At 60.1% G+C, this 21736-nt stretch carries 17 protein-coding genes; 4 read left to right on the top strand and 13 right to left on the bottom strand.

Annotated features, from left to right (window positions below; translation table 11 throughout):
- Positions 1–91 precede the first annotated feature (91 nt).
- The 4 genes from ED655_RS04795 to ED655_RS04780 form a co-directional block, all read right to left on the bottom strand.
- Positions 92–2314, bottom strand: a complete 2223-nt coding sequence (locus tag ED655_RS04795) for a beta-glucosidase (RefSeq protein WP_205835985.1) — start codon at positions 2312–2314, stop codon at positions 92–94.
- Positions 2315–2685: 371 nt separating this feature from the next.
- Positions 2686–3774: a site-specific DNA-methyltransferase gene (locus ED655_RS04790; RefSeq protein ID WP_122049176.1), complete on the bottom strand. Its 1089-nt coding sequence runs from the start codon at positions 3772–3774 to the stop codon at positions 2686–2688.
- Entirely contained in the window at positions 3774–4415 is a 642-nt protein-coding gene (locus tag ED655_RS04785; protein WP_122049175.1) for a ribonuclease HII, read from the bottom strand. The genes ED655_RS04790 and ED655_RS04785 overlap by 1 nt, the downstream gene beginning before the upstream one ends.
- Positions 4416–4615: 200 nt before the next feature.
- Positions 4616–4909, bottom strand: coding sequence for a CsbD family protein (locus ED655_RS04780; protein ID WP_062164129.1), 294 nt, complete (start codon positions 4907–4909; stop codon positions 4616–4618).
- Between the two features lie 263 nt (positions 4910–5172).
- On the opposite strand from ED655_RS04780, the gene ED655_RS04775 reads away from it, so the two are divergent.
- The 4 genes from ED655_RS04775 to ED655_RS04760 are packed head-to-tail and all read left to right on the top strand — an operon-like array spanning position 5173 to position 14484.
- Positions 5173–6486, top strand: coding sequence for an efflux RND transporter periplasmic adaptor subunit (locus ED655_RS04775; protein WP_122049174.1), 1314 nt, complete (start codon positions 5173–5175; stop codon positions 6484–6486).
- Positions 6487–6494: 8 nt separating this feature from the next.
- The gene (locus ED655_RS04770) at positions 6495–9674 is read left to right on the top strand and encodes an efflux RND transporter permease subunit (RefSeq protein ID WP_023978973.1); all 3180 of its coding nucleotides are present in this window, start codon (positions 6495–6497) and stop codon (positions 9672–9674) included.
- Positions 9671–12949 carry an efflux RND transporter permease subunit gene (locus tag ED655_RS04765; RefSeq protein ID WP_122049173.1) on the top strand — a complete coding sequence of 1093 codons (3279 nt, stop codon included), beginning with the start codon at positions 9671–9673 and terminating at the stop codon, positions 12947–12949. The genes ED655_RS04770 and ED655_RS04765 overlap by 4 nt, the downstream gene beginning before the upstream one ends.
- Positions 12946–14484 carry an efflux transporter outer membrane subunit gene (locus ED655_RS04760; protein ID WP_122049172.1) on the top strand — a complete coding sequence of 513 codons (1539 nt, stop codon included), beginning with the start codon at positions 12946–12948 and terminating at the stop codon, positions 14482–14484. The genes ED655_RS04765 and ED655_RS04760 overlap by 4 nt, the downstream gene beginning before the upstream one ends.
- Positions 14485–14578: 94 nt before the next feature.
- On the opposite strand, the gene ED655_RS04755 is transcribed toward ED655_RS04760, so the two are convergent.
- From ED655_RS04755 to secY, 9 genes are all read right to left on the bottom strand, one after another.
- The gene (locus tag ED655_RS04755; RefSeq protein WP_023978976.1) at positions 14579–14752 is read right to left on the bottom strand and encodes a DUF1328 domain-containing protein; all 174 of its coding nucleotides are present in this window, start codon (positions 14750–14752) and stop codon (positions 14579–14581) included.
- A gap of 87 nt (positions 14753–14839) precedes the next feature.
- Positions 14840–15253: an ASCH domain-containing protein gene (locus ED655_RS04750; protein ID WP_122049171.1), complete on the bottom strand. Its 414-nt coding sequence runs from the start codon at positions 15251–15253 to the stop codon at positions 14840–14842.
- Between the two features lie 73 nt (positions 15254–15326).
- Positions 15327–16640, bottom strand: coding sequence for an MFS transporter (locus ED655_RS04745; protein ID WP_122049170.1), 1314 nt, complete (start codon positions 16638–16640; stop codon positions 15327–15329).
- A gap of 356 nt (positions 16641–16996) precedes the next feature.
- Entirely contained in the window at positions 16997–17422 is a 426-nt protein-coding gene (gene rplQ, locus ED655_RS04740) for a 50S ribosomal protein L17 (protein WP_062164123.1), read from the bottom strand.
- Between the two features lie 38 nt (positions 17423–17460).
- A complete protein-coding gene (locus tag ED655_RS04735) occupies positions 17461–18480 on the bottom strand; it encodes a DNA-directed RNA polymerase subunit alpha (RefSeq protein WP_023978980.1) in 1020 nt (339 codons plus the stop codon).
- Between the two features lie 156 nt (positions 18481–18636).
- Positions 18637–19029 carry a 30S ribosomal protein S11 gene (rpsK, locus tag ED655_RS04730; RefSeq protein WP_023978981.1) on the bottom strand — a complete coding sequence of 131 codons (393 nt, stop codon included), beginning with the start codon at positions 19027–19029 and terminating at the stop codon, positions 18637–18639.
- Between the two features lie 92 nt (positions 19030–19121).
- Entirely contained in the window at positions 19122–19499 is a 378-nt protein-coding gene (gene rpsM, locus ED655_RS04725) for a 30S ribosomal protein S13 (protein ID WP_023978982.1), read from the bottom strand.
- 223 nt (positions 19500–19722) lie between these two features.
- On the bottom strand, positions 19723–20298 hold the full coding sequence (locus ED655_RS04720) for an adenylate kinase (RefSeq protein ID WP_023978983.1): 576 nt from the start codon (positions 20296–20298) through the stop codon (positions 19723–19725).
- Positions 20295–21674 carry a preprotein translocase subunit SecY gene (gene secY / locus ED655_RS04715; RefSeq protein WP_023978984.1) on the bottom strand — a complete coding sequence of 460 codons (1380 nt, stop codon included), beginning with the start codon at positions 21672–21674 and terminating at the stop codon, positions 20295–20297. The genes ED655_RS04720 and secY overlap by 4 nt, the downstream gene beginning before the upstream one ends.
- Positions 21675–21736: the final 62 nt, after the last annotated feature.

The following is a 21736-nucleotide window of genomic DNA, read 5'->3' as shown; positions in this document are numbered from 1 at the left end:
CCGATACGCTTTTTTTGCGACCGCCCTCATGTCAGCAGAGAGACGAAGCCGGATGTCTCATCCGGCTCCCACCCTCACTCGCGCCTGAGCATCAATCGATCGCCGCTTCATGACGCAAGGGACGGACCCATTCATCGAGCGCCAGGCTTTGTCCGGTAATAGGCGTCACCGCGTCACGACGCAGATCGAAACGATAGCGCCCCGCCTTGCGCACCCAGTTTTCTCCCTCGACCCGCGCCAGCAAACGCGGCTCCAGCGGCACCTGCACTTCCTCCGTCTCGCCCGGCGCGAGCATGATCTTGGCAAATCCCACAAGGCGGGGCTGGAACGAGAAATCACCTTCGAGGGTGGCATAGATCTGCACGACTTCTGCCCCGGAAACCGGCCCGGTATTGGTGACGGGCAACCGCGCCACGAGTGCCTGCGGGTCGATCGTCACATCACCATGGTCGAAATGCGTATAGCTCAGGCCGAACCCAAACGGATATGCGACGGACTTCCCGGTCCGTGAGAACCAGCGATATCCTGTATCGGCACCCTCAATCGCGTAGTCGCGATGCACAACGGGTTTGTCGACGGGCTCGCCGGGATTGGAGATGACCGTCTGCGGATCGATCTGTCCGGGGCGTGGCAGATCGCTCTCACTCAGGGGAATGGTGAAGGGCAGACGTCCTGAAGGATTGACGCGCCCGAACAGGATGGACGCCATTGCCTCTCCCCCGCCAGACCCAGCGTAGAATGCATGCAGGATAGCAGGCACCTTGTCACGCCAGGGCATGAGAACCGGGCCGCCGGTTTCAAGCACCACGACCGTGTTGGCATTGGCCGCCGCCACACGCTCGATCAGGCGTTCCTGCTCACCGGGCAACGAAAGCCCCTGCACATCCTGCCCTTCGGTGCGCCACAGCTCCGCGAAAATGACCACGATATCCGCTGCCGCTGCCAGACCGGCAGCACGGTCGATATCCTGACCGTCATCATAACCCAGATGCGCCTGCGGCGCTGCAGCGGCGATGGCCCGCATGGGAGAGGAAGGATGATAGACTTTTTCCAGCGGTACACCGGCAAAAGTCGCGCCCTCCATCTTCAGGCTGCCCTTGGGCGTGACCGAGGACGAACCACCTCCTGAAAGAACACCCTGATCAGCGCGGGCACCGATCAGCAGAATATTCTGAGCCGCCGCCTTGAGCGGCAATAGGGTGTTTTCATTACGCAGCAGGACAATACCGCCCTCGGCGGCACGCTGAGCGATCCGCTTATGCGCCTCAAAATCAATGCTCCCACCCGGCTCGGCAGGATCGTCAATGGCTCCCACGGCGAAGAGACTGCGCAGCTGTCTCTGAATCGACTGATCAAGACGCGCCCGCGGCACCTCACCAGCGGCTATTGCCTCGTCCAGCAGCGCACCAAAGTACGGCTTGGGGTCGATATTGGCGCCGGACTGCACATCGAGCCCTGCCGTAATGGCCTTGACCGTTGTGTGGGTGGCTCCCCAGTCCGACATGACCCAGCCACGATAGCCCCAGTCCCGACGGAGCACCTCGCTGAGCAAAAAGGTATTTTCTGACGCCCAATGGCCGTTGACGAGATTATAGCCAGGCATGACGGCACCCGGGCTGCCGATCTCGATGGCAATCTCGAACGCCAGAAGGTCGCTCTCCCGCAGGGCTGCCTCATCGATATCCGAGCTGATCATCACCCGACCGGTTTCCTCGGGGTTGATCGCATAATGCTTGATGGTCGAGACCACCTTCTGTGACTGGATTCCCTCAATGGACGCACCAGCGATCTGACCGGTCAGCAGGGGATCTTGAGATATATATTCGAAAATGCGCCCTCCGCGTGGTTCGCGCACAAGATTGGCACCCCCACCGAGCACGACATTGAACCCCTTCGCGCGTCCTTCGCACCCAACCACGCGGCCCGTCTCGCGGGCAAGCTCAGGGTCAAAAGAGGCACCGAGCATAAGGGACGATGGCAGCGCCGTGGCGTTGTCATTGGGGCGGACATTATTGAGATTGCCTATGCCCAGGCTTGCATCGCTCTGCTGCTGAGCCGGAATACCCAGATCTGGCATCGCCGGAAAATAGCCGGCAGAACCGATAGCGCCGTCGGGTATGCTCTCATCGCCAATCGGGATTGCCATCGGGCCGGCCATCCATGACATCTTCTGCGCATGGCTCATGGCTTCGGTGGCCGCACGGGCGCGCGTATCGGGGTCCAGCGTCGGGTCGAGCCACAATGGCCTACTCTCTCTCGACCGTTTGCCCGTGTCAGTGCCCGGAATGTTTGCGCGGGATGTCGTCGTATCCATGATCGATATCAGCCTCATCATCTTCAGCGGATACTCGCAGGACGGAAAACGCGCACACCCTCCCTGATAGATCGGCATTGCGCTCCAAAGACGCTTGCCCGCGAGCCTGATCTATAAACGCGTCAGCATGTTACAGATGCAAAGTCACAGTAACGCGACATAATTTGTCAATAAAATCAACGAATACACAAGCGCTGGCTTGCACCGGCCTGATGCCGGTTCTGTCTGCACAATCAGGGTGCGACACCTTCCCAAGCCCTTTGACGTGCCGCAATGCCATCAGCACAAGCGGCGTGCCGGGCAGCGTGAACTTGCCCGACTTTACAAATCAGACCCCATGGACGCCGAGCCGTCCAGCAGGACGGGCGGACCTAGCCGACGTTACGCAGGGGCGTCTGCGCCATTTCGGTGCGCAGGATATCAATCTGAAGCACCTCGCCCTGACGTTCAAAATACCAGAACGTCCAGCCGTTGCAGGATGGGGCGTTGGTCAGCAAGGCGCCCATCTTGTGAATGGAGCCGCGATGCGAGCCGGAAACGAGGCTACCATCGGGCATGACAATCGCGCTGATACGACGCTGGCGGTCGAAGAGTTCGGTCCCGGCGGGCAAGGCTCCCTGCTCGACAAAACTGCCAAACGGCACGCGCGGCATCTCGCGCTTGGCCGGGGTGATCGCCAGTTGCTCGTCGGAAAGACGCACCTCGGCTTCGACACGGGCGCGTGCCGCCTCGATATAGTCGGGGTGCCGCTCGATACCGATAAACCGGCGCCCGAGGCGCTTTGCCATCGCCGCTGTCGTTCCGCTACCCGAGAACGGATCAAGAACAATATCATCCACGATGGTGGACGCAATCAGGACGCGATGAAGCAGGCTTTCCGGCTTCTGGGTCGGATGCAGCTTCAGCCCGTGCGCGTTGCGCAGGCGCTCATTGCCGGTGCAGAGCGGCAGATACCAGTCGCTGCGCATCTGCATGTCATCATTCAGCGCCTTCATTGCCTGATAATTGAAGCGATATTTGCTTTCAGGCCCGCGCGCGGCCCAGATCAGGGTCTCGTGGGCATTGGTGAAACGACGCCCCCTGAAATTGGGCATAGGATTGGCCTTGCGCCAGACGATGTCGTTCAGGATCCAGAACCCCAGATCCTGCATGATCGCGCCCAGCCGGAACACGTTGTGATAGGACCCGATTACCCAGATCGTCCCATCCTTGGTCAGCAGGCGACGGGCTTCGGTCAGCCATTCACGCGTGAAATTATCGTAGGTCGCGTAATCGGCAAATTTGTCCCAAGCATCGTCCACACCATCGACCACGCTTTCATCCGGGCGGCGCAGTTCGCCGCGCAACTGCAGGTTATACGGCGGATCGGCAAAGATGCAGTCAATGCTGGCATCAGGCAGGCCACGCATCGTGTCGATGCACTCGCCACACAGGATCTGATCGAGAGGAAAATCCTGCATTAGATGGCTCCGGCCGAATGGGTGGCACCCGCAATATGGGCACGTATAGGGGCAAAATCGCGTCGGTGATGCGGCGTGACACCGGCTTCGCGCAGACCGGCCATATGGACAGCCGTGCCATAGCCCGCATTTTTCTCCCAGCCATAAGCGTTATGGCGTTCCGAGAGGCGAGCCATGAGGCGATCCCGCTTGACCTTGGCGATGATCGATGCCCCGGCAATGGAAAGGCTCTTGCGGTCGCCGCCAATGACAGCGATGGCAGGGCAGCCCAGCTCAGGCAGGCGATTGCCATCCACAAGGGCGAGGTCTGGAACGGCACCGAGATGCGTCAGGGCGCGCTGCATGGCAAGGTGGCAGGCTTTGCCGATATTGATCTGCTCGATTTCAGCCACCGATGCCGCGCCAAGCCCGATCCGGACTGAAGGCTGATCGATCAGCGCCGCATAAGCTGCTTCGCGACGACGGGCGCTCAGCTTCTTTGAATCATCGATCAGCATAGAGAGCGCCGCATCGGGCGGCTCGAGAAACATGAGTGCTGCCGCGATGACAGGTCCAGCAAGCGGGCCACGGCCCACCTCGTCCAGGCCAGCGACCCTCTTCTCCGGTGCCCCATTGGCAAGTTCGAGAGTGTAGTCCGGCATGGTGCAGTTACATGATCCCTGGCAGCGTGAAACAAGACAGACTGCCCGAGTCGCACAGTCCTGCGAATCGCTTTTGAATCACCCGAATCGCGCTGTAAACCCCTGTAATGCGTGAGCGAATCATTTTTGCCCGCAAAATGACAAAAGGGAGACCACATCGCTGCGATCTCCCTTCCCCCATCAGGCCGAACCCTGAAGCCTTACTTCTTCTTGGAGCGTCCGAAGAAAATCGCGCCCAGAATGGTGCCGACCAGAATGGCGACGCTGAGTGAGATAAGCGGGCGGTCCTGCACGAAGGCAGTCGCCTTTTCCAGAGTGGTCTCGGCATCGTCGTAAAGATCTGCGAATTCCTGCTGGGCCATGCCGGAAAGCTGATCGATCTTGCCTTCAGCCTGAAGCTTGGCATCGCCTGTCAGACCGCCGGCAGCGTCCTTCAGACGGCCCTTGGCTTCATCAAGCAGACCTTCGCCCTTTTTTTCTACTGCATCGGCCATTGTCATAATCCTTTCACTTAACGGTGCTCTAAACATCCGTGACGTTAGGACGAACGGCGCATGAGCAAAACGGTTTCCTCGACATCTTCGCCAAATTCCGTCTTCCCGAGCGACCGCATGTAACGTGGGATATTGTGAATTGTTTCGTGTTTGAACTAGAATTTAGCTGACGTCATGTTACGGCGGCCTCAAATAACGTATGTCTCAAACACCAGTAGGCGCATGTGTCCGCCTTTGGTTTGGGTGATGGAAGACGAGAAGAGATGACTGATCAGACGGGCCCTGACCGGACCCAGCCTGCGCGCCATGCTGCGCCCCACCCTTCCGCCTCGCCCGCGCCGGCAAGACCCCGGCGCAAGCGGCGCCTGCTTTTCATTATCGGCGGTCTGATTGTCCTGCTTCTTGCCGTCGCCTTCCTGCGCCCTCATTCACGCACGCATCATGCCGGTCGCGGTGGCCATCGCACCGGTGCCACCGCGCAGGGCAGCAGCGAGGCAACACCTGTCGCCGTGGCTGTGGTCAAGACGGGTGACATGCCCGAGGTCCTGACGGAGCTCGGTACCGTCGTGCCGATCACCAACGTGACCGTGCAGGCCCGCGTAAGCGGCTACATCATGAATGTGGCCTTCAAGGAAGGGCAACACGTCAAGGCTGGTGACGAGCTGGTGCTGATCGATCCGCGCCCCTATCAGGTAGCGCTGGAACAGCAGCTTGGCACATTGAAGCAGGATCAGGCCCAGCTGGCCGATGCCCGCATCAATGCCGGGCGTTACGACAAGCTGATCAAGCAGAACTCGATTGCCGCCATGACGGCCATCGATGCGCAGTACAAGGTCCAGCAGCTTGAGGGCACCGTCAAGCTCGACCAGGCCAATGTCGATAATGCCCGCCTGAACCTCTATTACTGTCACATCATTGCGCCTGTTGATGGTCGTGTTGGCATCCGCGCTGTCGATATGGGCAATTACTTCACGGCGGGACAGTCAGGCGGTCTGACCATCCTCACGCAGATGCAGCCGATCTCCGTGATCTTCACCCTGCCGCAGGATCAGTTGCCGCAGGTCATGGACAGGCTGCGCGCTGTGGGCCAGCTTCCTGTCGATGCGTGGGATAGCGCGAACCTGAACAAGATCGCCTCCGGCACCGTCAAGGCGCTGGACAGCCAGATCGATACGGCCACAGGCACGGTGCGTATGCGCGCCATCTTCAGCAATGAAGACGAGCACCTGTTTCCGAACCAGTTCGTCAATGCCCGTCTGCTGGTTGACACGCTGCATAACGTCATCCTGCTCTCGTCCAACGCGCTCCAGACTGGCCCGGACGGCCAGTTCGTCTATGTTGTGAAAGACGACAACACGGTTGAGGTCCGCAACGTCACGACCGGCATTGCCAGCAATGACGTGACGGTCATCAAGACCGGGCTCAAGCTGGGCGAGCGCGTGGTGACCGATGGCACCAATCATCTGCGCCCCGGCGCCAAGGTGAGCATCCCTGCTGACAATGCCAATGCGTCGGATAACGGGAACAAGGGCGACACCAGCGCCACTCCCCCTCCTGCCGCCAAGCCCGCGCAGTAAGCCCGCCCATGAATCCTTCTCGTCTCTTCATCGATCGCCCGGTCGCCACATCGCTCCTGATGCTGGCGATCATGCTGACCGGCCTGCTCGGCTATCACTTCCTGCCGATCTCGGCCCTGCCCCAGGTGGAATATCCGACCATCACGGTCTCGACCTTCTATCCGGGCGCGGGTCCGGATGTGATGGCGACATCGGTCACGGCCCCGCTCGAAACGCAGCTCGGACAGATGCCCGGCCTCGACCAGATGACCTCGCAGTCATCGGGCGGCGCTTCGGTCATTACGCTGCGCTTCGGGCTCGACATGTCGATGGATATTGCCGAGCAGGAAGTGCAGGCGGCCATCAACCAGTCCAACTCGCTTCTGCCGACCGACCTTCCGGCCCCGCCGATCTATGCCAAGGTCAACCCGGCTGACACCCCCGTCCTCACGCTGGGCATCACCTCGCGCACCATGCCCCTGACCGAGGTGCAGGATTATGTGAACACGCGACTTCAGCAGCGTGTCAGCCAGATTTCGGGTGTGGGTCTTGTCACGCTCTCGGGTGGTAATCGCAAGGCCATACGTGTTCGGATCAACATCCCCAAGCTGACCTCCTATGGCATCGCCATCGACACGGTGCGCACCACCATCGGCACGGTCAACATCAACTCACCAACCGGTACGTTTGACGGGCCGCACCGCTCGACCACGCTGCGCATCGACGGACAGATTTCCTCTGTCGACCAGTTGATGAACCAGATCATCGCCTATCAGGATAACGGCCCGATCCGCCTGCGCGATGTGGGCACCGTGGTGCAGGGGCCCGAAAACGACCAGCTTGCCGCCTGGTCAGACAAGACACCGGCGCTGATCCTGAACGTACAGCGCCAGCCCGGTGCCAATGTGATTTCAGTGGTCGACAACGTGCTGGCGGTCCTCCCGCAGCTGCGCAAGACCCTGCCGCCCGGTATCGAGATCACACCGCTCACCGACCGCACCACCACCATTCGCGCCTCGGTGGCAGATGTGGAATTCGAGCTCGGCATGGCCATGCTGCTCGTGGTGGCCGTGATCTTCGTGTTTCTGTTCAACGTGCCCGCCACCATCATTCCAAGCCTGAGCGTACCGCTCTCGCTTATCGGCACGCTGGCGGTAATGTATCTGCTCGATTTCTCGCTCGATAATCTCTCACTTATGGCTCTGACCATTGCGACGGGCTTCGTGGTGGATGACGCCATCGTGGTGATCGAGAACATCGCGCGCTACATCGAGATGGGTGAGGACCGCTATACCGCAGCCGTCAAGGGCTCGCAGGAGATCGGGTTTACCATCATCTCGCTGACGGTCTCGCTGATTGCGGTGCTAATCCCGCTGCTTTTCATGAGCGATGTGGTCGGTCGCCTGTTCCATGAGTTTGCCATGACGCTGGCGATCACCATCGTGATCTCGGCCATCGTTTCCATCACGCTCGTGCCCATGATGTGCGCCCGTTTGCTGAGCGAGCGCGCCCATGACGAGCATGCCACCACCCGCTTCCAGCGCGTCGCCGCACGGGTTGGCAATGCCATCGAGCGCCTGATCGCCACCTATGCGCGCTGGCTCGATTTCGTGCTGCGTCACCAGACAGCGACCCTGCTCGTGGCGCTGGGCACCTTCGTGCTGACCGTGTTTCTTGCCGTGATTATCCCCAAAGGGTTCTTCCCCCGTCAGGACACAGGCGTGGTGCAGGGTATTACCCAGATGGCGCAGGCCATCTCATTCGACAGCATGAAGAAGCATCAGGAGGCGGTTATCGCCGCCGTGCTTGAAGATCCTGACGTTGCCAGCGTGTCGAGCTTCGTCGGTATCGACGGGCAGAACATGACGCTCAATGTCGGGCGTATGCTGATCAACCTCAAGCCGCTGGACCAGCGCAGCAGCGGGCTTTCTGCCATCCTCAAGCGTCTGGCCGAGCGGGGAAGCTCGACACCCGGTGCGCGGCTGTTCCTCCAGCCCGTGCAGGATCTGTCTCTGGATTCCACGGTGTCCGCCACGCAGTATCAGTTTCTGCTCGAGAACCCGGATTACGATACCTTCAAGACTTGGGTGCCCAAGCTGCTTACGGCCTTGCAGCAGGAACCCGCTCTGGCCGATGTCACCTCCGACCTGCAGGCCGAGGGGCTGGTTGCGCATGTCGACCTCGATCGTACCAATGGCGCGCGCTATTCCATCACGCCGCAGACCATCGATAACCTTCTTTATGACAGCTATGGCCAGCGCCAGATCTCGACCATCTATACCCAGTCCAACCAGTATCGCGTGATCCTCGAAACAGAGCCGCGTTTTCAGCATGACCTGGCCAGCCTCGGCCAGCTTTACCTGCCTGGCATCTCCAGCGAGGCTGGCCAGAGCTCGTCCGGCCCGACCCGTCTGCCCACCTCAGGTCTGGTGCCGCTGCATCAGGTAACCACCATCACAAAGGGCCTCGCCCCGCTGCTGATCACCCATTTCGGACAGTTCCCGGCAACCACAGTGTCTTTCAACGTGGCCGAGGGCTATTCGCTGGGTGCAGCAACGAATGCCATCGACCACGCAGCGTCGAGCATCGGTCTGCCTCCGGCTTTCCAGACGGCGTTCCAGGGCACGGCGGCGGCGTTCCGCTCCTCGCTGAGCAATGAGCTTTATCTGGTGATTGCGGCGCTTGTAGCGGTCTATATCGTGCTGGGCGTGCTCTATGAGAGCTTCATCCATCCGATCACCATCCTCTCCACCCTGCCCTCTGCCGCCATCGGCGCGCTGCTGGCGCTCTCGCTTTGCGGCATGGATCTGGATGTTATGGGGATCATCGGCATCGTGCTGCTGATCGGCATCGTGAAGAAAAACGCCATCATGATGATCGACTTCGCGCTCGAGGCCGAGCGACTGGATGGGCTGGCGCCTTTCGACGCCATCCGTCGTGCAGCGCTGCTGCGCTTTCGCCCGATCCTGATGACCACGCTGGCCGCCTTCTTCGGTGCCCTGCCACTGATGCTCGGCCATGGCGTAGGGTCCGAGCTGCGTCGCCCGCTCGGTGTGTCGATTGTGGGCGGGTTGCTGCTGTCGCAGCTTCTTACCCTCTTCACCACACCGGTCATCTATCTGATGATGGATCGCATCGCCGCCGCAACGCGTCGTCGTTTCGGGCTCCGCTCCATGTCTGAGCGCCTTGCGGAACAGGGTGGCGAGTGAATATCACCCGCCCCTTCATTCTGCGGCCCGTTGCGACCTCGCTCCTGACGGCCGCCATGCTCATTGCCGGAATGCTGGCCTACACCATGCTTCCCGTGGCCGATCTGCCCAATGTGGACATGCCGGTCATCATGGTGCAGGCGCAGCAATCGGGTGGCTCGCCTACCGAGATTGCGAGCACGATCGCAGCGCCGCTCGAGCGTCATCTGGGTGCAATCGCAGGGCTGAGCGAGATGACCTCGCAATCCATGGTCAATCAGGCCCGGATCATCCTGCAGTTCGATCTGTCACGCGACATCAACGGCGCCGCGCGCGATGTCGAAGCGGCCTTGCAGGCCGCCCGTGCCGACCTGCCCACCACGCTGCGCACCAACCCCAGCTATCAGAAGGCCAATCCGAACGGCGCGCCCATCCTCGTGATGGCGCTCACCTCCCCCACCAAGACCCCGGCCATGCTGTACGATCAGGCCACGAACGTTCTGCAGCAGCAGCTCAGTCAGGTTCAGGGTGTCGGCGAGGTGGAAGTCGGTGGCGGTGCCCTCCCTGCCGTGCGTGTCGAGGTCAATCCGCTCCTGCTCTACAAATTCGGAATCAGCTTCGAGGATGTGCGTGCATCGCTGGCCTCGGCCAATGCCCATACGCCCAAAGGCTTCATCGATCAGGGCGGCTATCGCTTTACGCTGGACACCAACGACCAGGCTGAGAAGGCCCAAGCCTATCGCGACCTGATCATCGCCTATCGCAATGCCCGCCCAGTTCGCCTGTCGAGTGTGGCCGAGGTCAATGACAGCGTGGAAAACCTGCGTACGCTCGGCGTCTATAACGGACAGCGTGCCGTGGTGGGGCTGGTCTTTGCGCAGGCAGGGGCGAACGTGGTCAAGACCACCGACGAGATCAAGGCGCGCCTGCCTCTCATCCGGGCGGCCCTACCCCCCGATATCGACCTGCATATTGCCGTTGATCGCTCCAAAACCATTCGCGCCGCGCTGGATGACACCAAGCTGACGCTCATCCTTGCCGTCGTGCTGGTGGTGCTGGTCGTGCTGGTGTTCCTGCAATCGGCCCCGGCCATTCTGGTCCCGGCGATTGTAGTGCCCACCTCCATCATCGCGACCTTCGCTGTCATGAAACTGCTGGGCTACCAGCTCGACAACATGTCACTCATGGCGCTCACCATCTCCACCGGCTTTGTGGTTGATGATGCCATCGTGGTGCTCGAGAACATCACGCGTTATCTGGAGCAGGGTCTCTCGCCACTCAAGGCGGCGCTGATCGGCGCGGGTGAAGTGGCCTTTACGGTCGTCTCCATCACCCTCTCGCTTATTGCGGTGTTTGTGCCGATCATCCTTCTGGGTGGGATTGCCGGGCGACTGTTCCACGAATTCGCCATGACCATCTCGATCACCCTTGTGATCTCGATGATCCTGTCGCTGTCACTCACCCCCATGATCTGCGCCCTGCTGCTGCGCCCTGCAAAAGAAGGGCATCAACGCGCACGCATCGCCATCTTCCTCGATAGGCAGATCACCCGTGTTACCGATGGCTATGTCGCCTCGCTCGACTGGTCCCTGCGCCATCGCTGGCTGATGCTTCTGACCCTGCCAGCCACCCTGTTCATCGCAGGTGCGCTTTTCGTGAAGATGCCCAAGGGCTTCTTCCCGGATGAAGATACCGGCATGATGATGGGCCATATCATCGGCGATCAATCATCGTCATTCAGCCAGATGAGCGGCAAGACCTATGAGGTAGCCAGGACCGTCTCGAAAGATCGCGATGTTGCCGCCATCGTCGGTTTTCTGGGCGGTCGTCAGGCCAATCAGGCCAATCTCTTTGCCTCGCTCAAGGATAAATCCGCTCGCAACGATACGGTCACCCAGACCATCGAACGCCTGGGCCGCAAGTTCAGCCATATGGTGGGCGCCGAGATTTTCTTCATGGCACCCGGTGCCGTAAGGGCGGGTGCCCGTGGCGGCAATGCCTCCTACCAGTATGCCCTGCAGGGCCCCGATGCCGATGAGCTTTTCACCCTCACCCCCAAGGTGGTGGAAGCTTTCCAGAAAATCCCGGGGCTTATGGATGTCTCCTCCGATCTGAGCGAAGGCGGCTCGGCGCTGGATGTGAAGATCAACCGCGACCTGTCGTCGCGTTTCCAGATCACCCCACAACTCGTCTCGAACATTCTGTTCGATGCCTATGGCCAGCGTGCTGCCTCGGTCATCTACAAGCCGATCAACCAGTATCGTGTGATCATGGAGGCAGCGCCACGCTTCTGGCAGGACCCCAACACGCTACAGCAGGTCTGGATAAGCACCTCGGGCGGTACGGCCTCCGGCAGCGTCGCATCGAACCGCATCCGCGTTGTCACGACCAGCACGGCCTCAAGCAGCGTCTCGACCGCCGATTCCAACTACCAGAACCAGATGGCCAACAGTCTGGCCGGCGGTAGCAATGCCTCTTCGGGCTCGGCAGTTGCGACCAGCGCAGAGACTATGGTGCCGCTCAGCCTGACCTCGCATATCATTCCGGGCACCACGGCCCTGAGCGTGAACCATCAGGGACAATCGGTGGCTACCACCATTTCGTTCAACCTCAAGCAGGGCGTGTCGCTGGGTGATGCGGTGACGGCCATCAATGCTGCACTGATCAAGCTGCATGTGCCCTCAGACATTCAGGGTGGCTTTGCCGGTAATGCCGCCCTGTTCCAGAAATCGGTCAATGACGAGCCCCTGCTCATCCTCGCGGCCCTGGCCGCGGTCTATATCGTGCTGGGCGTGCTCTATGAGAGCCTCGTACACCCGCTTACCATTCTCTCCACGCTGCCTTCCGCCGGGGTCGGGGCCATTCTGGCGCTCCAGATCTTCGGCGAGGAGTTCTCGCTGATCGCCATGATCGGCGTGATCCTGCTGATTGGCATCGTCAAGAAGAACGCCATCATGCTGATCGATTTCGCCATGCAGGCCCAGCGCGACGGCGCCACCCCCGAAGAAGCCATTCGTCAGGCCAGCGCCCTGCGCTTTCGCCCCATCATCATGACCTCGCTCGCCGCAGCGCTGGGTGCAGTTCCGTTGATCATTGCCAATGGCTATGGTGCGGAATTGCGCCGCCCTCTGGGTATTTCCATTCTCGGCGGTCTGGTCGTCAGTCAGGCCCTCACCCTTTACAGCACGCCTGCGGTTTTCCTGACGCTCGATGCGATGGGACGCAGGATTTCACGGTTTTTCCATTCCATCTCCATGCTTTTCCGCCGGCACCATCAGGATCAGACCCAAGGATGACTCTCTTCCCGTCTCGCTCAGCCCGACGCCTGTCCCTCCTTGCTGCATGTTGCACGCCCCTGCTTTCAGGATGCTTCATGGTGGGGCCTGATTACCATCGTCCCCATGCGGTGATTTCGGCCAAGTTCAAGGAAGCCCCAAAGCCACCTGCGGGCTGGGGCGTCGCCCAGCCCCAGCTGGCCGAGGCGCCGAAAGGGGCGTGGTGGGAGGTCTATCATGATCCCCAGCTGAACTGGCTTGAGTCGCAGGTCGCGATCTCCAACCAGAACGTCAAGCAGTATGAGGCGCAGTATCGCAAGGCCGAGGCAACCATCGACTCCATTCGTGCCCAGCTCTTCCCCACGCTTTCCGGCTCGTTCAGTTTCAGCCGCAATGCCCAAGGTAGCGGCTCACGAAGCGCAAGTTCCGGGTCTGTGGTCAACTACTCGTCTACCACCACAGTCAATACATGGAATACCGGGCCGTCGGCTTCCTGGACACTCGACGTATGGGGTCGCATCCGTCGCCAGATCCAGCAACAGGTGACGGCCACTCAGGCCAGCGCGGCTGATCTCGCCAATGCGCAGCTGTCTTATCAATCCCAGTTGGCCAATGCGTATTTCAACCTGCGTTATCAGGACAGCCTGAAGAAGCTCTACCTCGATAATGTCGGCTATTTCCGTCAGGCTCTCAGCATCGTGCAAAATCAGGTCGATGCCGGCGTAACGGACCCGAGTTCGCTCTGGCAGGCGCGATATCAGTTGCAGCAGACCGAGGCGCAGGCCACCCAGGCCGGGATCACACGGGCACAATACGAACACGCCATAGCGGTGCTGATCGGTCGGGCACCTGCTGATCTGACCATTCCTGTCGGGGCTCTTCCCCTCACCCTGCCCACAGCGCCCAGTGCCGTGCCGTCGGTGCTTCTGCAGCGCCGCCCCGATATCGCAGCCGCCGAACGCAACATGGAAGGGTATAATGCCGAGATCGGCTATTATATCGCCGCCTTCTATCCGGAGATCTCGGTTAGTGCGAGCTACGGGTATAGTGGCAACCCACTCCAGACATTGATCCAGGCAGCCACGCGCTTCTGGTCACTCGGCGCGTCATCGACCGAGACCCTGTTCAATGGCGGCGCACGCAGCGCGGCCGTGCTCAGCGCCCGGGCCGATTACGATGCCTCGGTGGCGACCTATCGTCAGACCGTGCTGAGCGCACTGCAGGGCGTTGAGGATAATCTGTCGAACCTGCGTATTCTTGAAGAGCAGCTGGCTCAGCAGGATGTCGCCGTCAAGTCAGCTCAGGAAGCCGTGCGTGTTTCGCTCAATGAGTACATGGCCGGCACTCAGACTTACACGACCGTCCTGACCAGCCAGCAGAATGCCCTCAATTACGAAGTTCAGGCTCTCGGCATCCATCAAAGCCAGGCTATCGCCCATGTCGATCTGATTGTGGCCCTCGGCGGCGGCTGGGATGTCTCGCAGCTTCCCAGCAAGGCTTCGCTGCAGACCAATAATCCGCTGCTGCCGGAATTCCTGTCCAAGACCAAGCAGTAAGCCCTATGCACCGTTTTCGGCTCGGCACTACGAGCGAATAAAAAAGGGAGAGCCTTTCGGCTCTCCCCTTTTCGTTGTGTCGTCTCTGATGAGCTCAGGTCACGGCCTTGCCGACAAAGACGGCAATGACCAGAAAAAGCACAAACAGGGCGATGAAGAGGAAGAACAGGATTTTCGCGATTCCCGCCGAAGCTGCCGAGATACCGGTGAATCCGAAGAGCCCTGCAATCAGGGAGATGATCAGGAAGAAGATGGCGAGCTTTAGCATAGCGAAACCCTTTTTAGTTCTGTCCGGGGTCAACGCGAAGTCGCAACGAAAGTTCACCCTGCCGCCGCACTGGTGACAGACGCAAGGTCAGTGCGTGTGTGGAAACACGAACACGACAGCAAACTCCACGCACCATAGCTCCATCGTCTCACTGAACTGGTTCAGACGACGGAAATAACGCTCATGCTCGCCCCGCCAATAGGCGAAGCTCCGGTCGCCCTCGCCTTCCTTGGCCGCGAAAGCCTCGTCCACGTCACAATAGCGTCGTTTCTCGATAGCCAGCGTGCGAGTGATGACACGAGGCTGGTCCCTGCCGTCACAGATGACGCTCAACTTCCCGATATGGGTTTGCTGCCCGTCGCAGGCGGCCCAGCATGTGCCGGTCTTGATCCCGTGGATAACGAGGCCAAGGAGTTCATCAGCAAGAGCGGGACTGTCGCCGAAGGAAAAGCGATCGAAGCTTTCCCATCCTGATGGTGGTGAAGAGACAGGGTTAGTCATCCAGAAAGAGAAAAGGCGCCGTCGACAGATGTCAACGGCGCCTCGCCAAGTCTGTAAAGGAGGATGTGAACCTTTAGTGTCCGACGGCCGTCATGTTCTCACCACGGGCAAGCGCTTCCTGCGTATAACGACGCGCCTCGTCCGAGATACGAAGCGTGATCGTCATACCGGCGGCTGCCAGATAGATCAGGGCAAAGGCCCAGATGATCCCTTCCATGCCAAAACCGAACACGCTCTCGCAGATGCCGGCAATGGCCGGGCCAACCCAGGTGCTCGCACCGGCACCCAGACCAAGGATCGACAGCGCGGCCGCCTTCTCCTTGGGGCAGATCTGCGGCATCAGGCCGGAGAGCGGCACGAAGGCAGCGACGGTCGCGCCGTAGAAAATGCCAACAGCCGCAGCAGCGGCGAAGTTACCAGGATACCAGACCGGGATATAATAAAAGAGCGGGATCGAGACAAAGCCACCAATGCCGCCGAACACCGAGACGATGAAGCGGTGTCCGAGTGCATCGGCCAACATGCCCGAGACGAGATTGAACAGGATATTGCTGAGGAAGATCAGCGACAACAGGTTCAGCCACTGGCCTTGGGTGAAACCAAGGTGATCGATGAAGAACGCCGGCATGATCGCGAGGAACGCGTATTCCGACGACGTGTCGATGGTGCGCACGATACCAGCGATCAGTGTCTTGGGCTCGCGCCACATGATGCTGATCGACCCGAAGAAAATGTCACGCGTGCTCACATGGTCGGGCAGCAGACGCTTCTTCCCGGTCGGTTCATGGGTAAAGAGCAACGCCACCAGACCGCCAAGGATCACGAGACCAAGCGAGCACCAGAACGTGGCCAGCTCGCCAATTGCGGGGATGGCGTAACGGGCAAACTGCGAGCCGAGCGTCGGCAGACCGGCCGAGAAGGAAAACCAGAACCAGCCAGCCGCCGAGCCCAGCATCGTAGCCGGTGTCGCCGCCGCAATCCAGACGAGGAACCCGTAGGCGAAGAGCGGATACGCGAAGCCGCGCAGCGTGTAGAAGACGAGCGTCATTGTGAAGTTGTTCGGGCCAAGACCCAGAGCAAGAAGCCCAACCTCAAGCACGGACCAAAGGATCAATCCGATCCACATCACACGCTTTGGACCATAAAGGTCTGACAGCGGCCCGGAAAACCAGGCCGAGATCATGACCGTGATACCGTAGGTCGTGAACAGAAGGTTCACGTCGCCCTGGGTATGCCCGTTATGGAGCATGAATGTATCAAGGTATCCCGCCTCGACACCGTCACCGATCATGAACAAAAGCAGACCGACGAAGCCGAAAAAGAGAGGGCGTGGAATACCGAGGATCTCTGCGATCCCGCGTCTCTGGGTGGTGCTTGCCTCAGACAAAGAAGCTCTCCTGTATCTACACGCAGCGCGAGCGTACCGGGCCTCATTGCCCGGATCGGCATGGGATGCGTGGTGACTGGTCCTACGAGAGTGCTCGGACCGTGAAAGAAGCCAGATCTCGCCAACGCGAGAAAACGTCCGGATATTCATGTAGAATATCGAAACTGGCCCCCCGACCCCGTGAAAGGAAGGATCGGTATCGAAACTGATCAAAAATCCTGCTCTTCGAGGTAGGATTGATGTGTTTACGCGTTGGGAGGTTGTTTAAACGATTGGACAGAATTTTGTAAGTCCAAATGAAAAAGGCCGGGCAGTTTCCTGCCCGGCCTCCTCATCAACGTGTCGATCCTCTGGGATCAGGCAGCCATCGGCTCTTCACCGGACTGGTTGAACACCGGGCCGCTATCCTTGCCCTTGGCGTCAACATCACGGTCAACCATCTCGACAACGGCCATGTCAGCGTTGTCGCCGTAGCGGACGCCGGCCTTCAGGACGCGGGTGTAGCCACCCGAACGGCCCTGATAGCGCTCTGCAATGGTCGAGAACAGCTTGGTGACGATGGTCTCGTCGCGCAGCTGCGCAAAAGCCTGGCGACGAGCGTGCAGCGTGCCACGCTTGCCGAGGGTGATCAGCTTCTCGACGATCGGGCGAATTTCCTTCGCCTTGGGCAGCGTCGTCGTGATCTGCTCGTGCTTGATGATAGCCACGGCCATGTTGCGGAACATGGCTGCGCGGTGGGTCGAGGTTACGTTGAGCTTACGCCCAGCAACACCATGACGCATGATCGGGTTTCCTTACTCTGCTTTCTACCGGATAGGGCTCAGAACGTCTCGTCGAGACGCTTTGCCAGATCCTCAATGTTCTCGGGAGGCCAGGCCGGAACATTCATGCCCAGCGACAGACCCATGGAAGTCAGGACTTCCTTGATTTCATTCAGCGACTTACGACCGAAATTCGGCGTACGCAGCATTTCCTGCTCAGACTTCTGAACCAGATCGCCGATATAGACGATGTTGTCGTTCTTCAGGCAGTTGGCGCTACGCACCGACAGCTCGAGCTCGTCAACCTTGCGAAGCAGGTTGCGGTTGAACGGCAGATCGTCACGCGGCTCTTCCTGACGCACCGGACGCGGCTCGTCGAAGTTGATGAAGAGCTGGAGCTGGTCCTGCAGGATGCGGGCGGCCAGAGCCAGGCTGTCTTCCGGGGTAACCGCGCCATTCGTCTCGACCGTGAGCAGCAGCTTGTCATAGTCGGTGACCTGACCCACGCGGGTCGGCTCAACCTTGTACGACACCTTGCGCACCGGGGAATAGATCGCATCGATGGGGATAAGCCCGATCGGCGCGTCTTCCGGACGGTTGGCAGCAGCCGGAACATAGCCCTTGCCCATGTTCACGGTGAATTCCATGCCCAACTTAACGCCGTCATCGAGCGTGCAGATGACCAGGTCGGGGTTCATGATTTCGATGTCATGACCGGCCTGGATCTGGCCTGCACGCACTTCGCCGGGGCCCGTAGCCGTCAGCACCATGCGCTTGGGGCCTTCGCCGTGCATGCGCAGGGCAAGCTGCTTGATGTTCAGCACGATGTCCGTCACGTCCTCACGGACGCCCGGCACGGACGAGAACTCATGCAGCACGCCGTCGATCTGGATCGCGGTGACGGCAGCACCCTGCAGCGAGGAGAGCAGCACGCGACGGATCGCGTTGCCGAGCGTCATGCCAAAACCACGCTCCAGCGGCTCGGCAATCACCGTGGCTGTCTGCGTGGGCACGGAGCCGGGCGCGACTTCCAGCTTTTCCGGCTTGATAAGGGACTGCCAGTTCTTCTGGAGGACCAATGTCGTGGCCTTTCAAACAACTTGTCCCGCTGGGGACCAACGGAACATCAACCGCGCCGGAGCGCGGTCAGAACGTGCCGGTGGCCTCTCCCTAGAGAGAAACCACCTACGGACGGGTGGTGACAGACAACCGGCCCCCGAAGGGGCCGGAGCCAATCAGACGCGACGACGCTTGCGCGGACGGCAGCCGTTATGCGGCACCGGGGTCATGTCGCGGATCGACGTGATGGAGAACCCGACGGCCTGAAGGGCACGCAGGGCGCTCTCACGGCCCGAACCCGGACCCGAAACTTCGATTTCCAGCGTCTCCATGCCGTGGTCGCGTGCCTTGCGGCCTGCGTCTTCAGCGGCAACCTGTGCGGCATACGGCGTGGACTTACGCGAGCCCTTGAAGCCCTGCGCGCCAGCCGAAGACCATGCAATCGAATTGCCCTGGGCGTCGGAGATGGTGATCATGGTGTTGTTGAACGTCGAAAGAACGTGCGCGACACCGGAGATGATGTTCTTGCGCTCCTTCTTACGGATACGCGGAGTTGCGGCCTTGGCCATGATGAGGTCGTCCTGTCAAACTTGGCAATGAGCGAAGGGCAGAGGACAGCCTGAGGGCCGCCACTCGCCACGATCCGCCTAAGATGCGCGAATTAGCGCGTCGCTTTCTTCTTACCGGCAATCGCCACGGCCTTGCCCTTGCGGGTACGGGCATTCGTGTGCGTACGCTGGCCGCGCACCGGCAGACCACGACGGTGACGCAGACCACGGTAGCAACCAAGGTCCATCAGACGCTTGATGTTCATCGCGGTTTCGCGGCGGAGGTCACCCTCGACGCGGTAATCGCCGTCAATCAGTTCGCGGATCTTCACGATCTCATCGTCGCTCAGCTCGTTGACGCGCTTCGCTTCAGGTACTTCGAGCTTCGAGCAGATTGCCTTCGCCGTCGACGGACCAATGCCGTAGATGTAGCTCAGGGCAATGACTACCCGCTTGTTCGTCGGAATATTTACGCCGGCAATACGCGCCACGCCACTCACTCCCTGCCTGACCGGAAGGTCAGGCTCTCTTTCTGCTTCGACCCATGTCATGGGCCAGTTCAATCGAAACTGTTCAATCCGCCAAAGAATCGAACGCCTCACGGGCGACGATTAACGCGACTGACAGCACCTGTGTCGAGGGCGCGCAATATATCGAGCACCCCCCTTGAGTCAAATAAAACCGTTCACTTTTGCGTGATCGACCCTATCCGACTTATTTTGTAAGCCCAAGAGCCGCGACGATAGCCTGATGCACCGTCTCGACATTCTGCATACCATCAATGCGACGCAGACGCCCCGCATTCTCATAATAGGGCAGAATAGGCGCCGTCTGGTCACGATAGACCTGTATACGACGACGGACCGTGTCAGGTTCATCATCGGCACGTCGTGAGCCATCCGGCGCACGTCGTTCGGCCAGACGAGCCACGATCTGCTCGGCATCGACCTCAAGCAGCAGCACCGCATCGATCTTCATATCGCGCGAGGCCAGCATCGCGTCCAGCGCCTCTGCCTGGCTCTCCGTGCGCGGGAATCCATCGAGGATGAACCCATTCGCGCAATCGGCCTGCAAGGTGCGGCTTTTGATCAGGTCGATCATCACCGGGTCCGGTACGAACTGCCCGGACTCGACGATCGACTTCACATTGAGACCCAACGGCGTTCCTGCGGCCATCTCGGCGCGCAACATATCGCCCGTCGAGATCTGCTTCAGTCCGTATTCCTGCTCGAGACGCTGGGCCTGCGTTCCCTTGCCCGCACCAGGCGGGCCAAGAAGGATGATGTTCATCGACGGCGCACTCCCCTGCCAGCCTCAGCCTTGCCGTTTCCGCGACCACGCTGCTTGCGGATAAGGCCCTGATAGCGATGAGCGACCAGATGCGACTGTACCTGCGTCATGGTGTCGATCGTGACTGACACGATGATGATCAGGCTCGTGCCACCGAAGTAGAAAGGCACGTTGTAGCGGCTGATCAGAATTTGAGGCAGCAAGCAGACCGCAACGAGGTAGAGCGCACCGATGGTCGTCAGGCGCGAGAGGATACGGTCGAAATAACGCGCCGTGTTCGAGCCGGGTCGAATACCTGGCACGAAGCCACCCTGCTTGCGCAGATTCTCGGCAGTCTCTTCAGGGTTGAAGGTGACCGCTGCGTAGAAATACGAGAAGAACAGGATCATCGCTGCGTAGAACAGCATGTAGAGCGGCTGCCCCTGCCCCAGTTCCTGACCAAGTGTATTGAGCCAGCCCGGAAGCCCCTTGCCGTTCATGAAGCCTGCAATTGTCACAGGGATCAATAGAACAGAGGAGGCGAAGATGGGCGGGATCACGCCTGCCGTATTGACCTTGAGCGGCATGTGCGAGGAATCGCCGCCAAACATGCGGCTGCCGACCTGACGCTTGGGATACTGGATGACGACCCGGCGCTGCGCCTGCTCCATGAACACGATGAACGCAATGGTCGCCCCGGCAAGCACCAGGAACAGCAACACGAAGAACGGCGAGAGCGCGCCCGTGTAGCCAAGCTGGAACAGGCTGGCGAGCGCGTGAGGCAGGTTGGCGACAATACCAGCAAAGATAATCAGCGAGATGCCATTACCGACGCCACGCGACGTGATCTGCTCACCCAGCCACATCAGGAACATGGTTCCGCCCACGAGGGTCACCACGCAGGACAGGATGAAGAACGGGCCAGGCGCCACGACAGCCAGGGCACCGGTCTTGCTGGTCATGTGCTCGAGCCCCATGGCGATGCCATAGGCCTGGAACAGGGCGATCAGCACAGTCAGGTAACGCGTGTAGGCGTTGAGCTTCTTGCGGCCCTGATCACCCTCTTTCTTGAGTGCCTCAAGCGAAGGCAGCGCCGTGGAAAGCAACTGCACGATGATCGACGCGCTGATGTAAGGCATGATGTTCAGGGCGAACACAGTCATACGCCCAAGCGCACCACCGGTGAACATATCGAACATGCCGATGATGCCGCCCTGATTCTGGTTCAGGAGCTGACCCATCACGGTCGCATCGACGCCGGGAACCGGGATGTAGGTTCCCAGACGATAGATGATGAGCGCGCCCAGGGTGAACCAGATGCGCTTTTTGAGCTCGGTCGCCTTGGAGAACGAACTCAGATTGAGATTGGCGGCAAGCTGCTCGGCTGCGGAGGCCATCCACCGGTCCTTTCAACAAAAACAGCGTCGCCGCAGGCGCGGGACGCTGTTCAGGATTACCG

Source organism: Asaia bogorensis, from assembly GCF_900465345.1.
In the GTDB taxonomy this organism is placed as follows: Bacteria; Pseudomonadota; Alphaproteobacteria; order Acetobacterales; family Acetobacteraceae; genus Asaia; species Asaia bogorensis_A.
The sequence above is the reverse complement of the archived record's forward strand: the minus strand, read 5'-3'. Positions and strand labels throughout refer to the sequence as shown.